This is a genomic window from Oleiphilus sp. HI0132, from assembly GCF_001635845.1.
The window spans coordinates 1-319 of record NZ_LWGJ01000751.1 but is presented as its reverse complement, the minus strand read 5'-3'; the positions used below and the strand labels follow the sequence as shown (position 1 = coordinate 319).

At 43.9% G+C, this 319-nt stretch carries 1 protein-coding gene; it reads left to right on the top strand.

What is annotated here, in order from left to right; all coding sequences use genetic code 11:
• A partial coding sequence (locus tag A3766_RS30790) for a hypothetical protein (protein WP_197479458.1) occupies nucleotides 1-319 on the top strand: 319 nt, incomplete at both ends.

Genomic DNA, 319 nt, shown 5'->3' with positions numbered 1-319 from the left:
CCTAAACGAAGGCCCTGATTACGACACATTATATGTAGCAGGCCATGAAGTAAGATTTTTCCCCTTTGGTGATGACACGATAGTCCGAGTTTATGAGCACAGCTACGATAGCGATACGGGTGAGCGAATATCTACCCTAAGGGCATCTTATGAAGTTGCCAAAAATAGGCCAACCTTGATTATCAATGAGCGTTTAGGTGTCGATGCTGGTGCTTTAGCATCGTTGGACGGAGATGAAATTTATCATGTTTTTGAAGGTGAACAGGAACTAGAGCGCTGCCAGTACTATCGTCGGCATTTAGATGTAAGTGTCAATGAG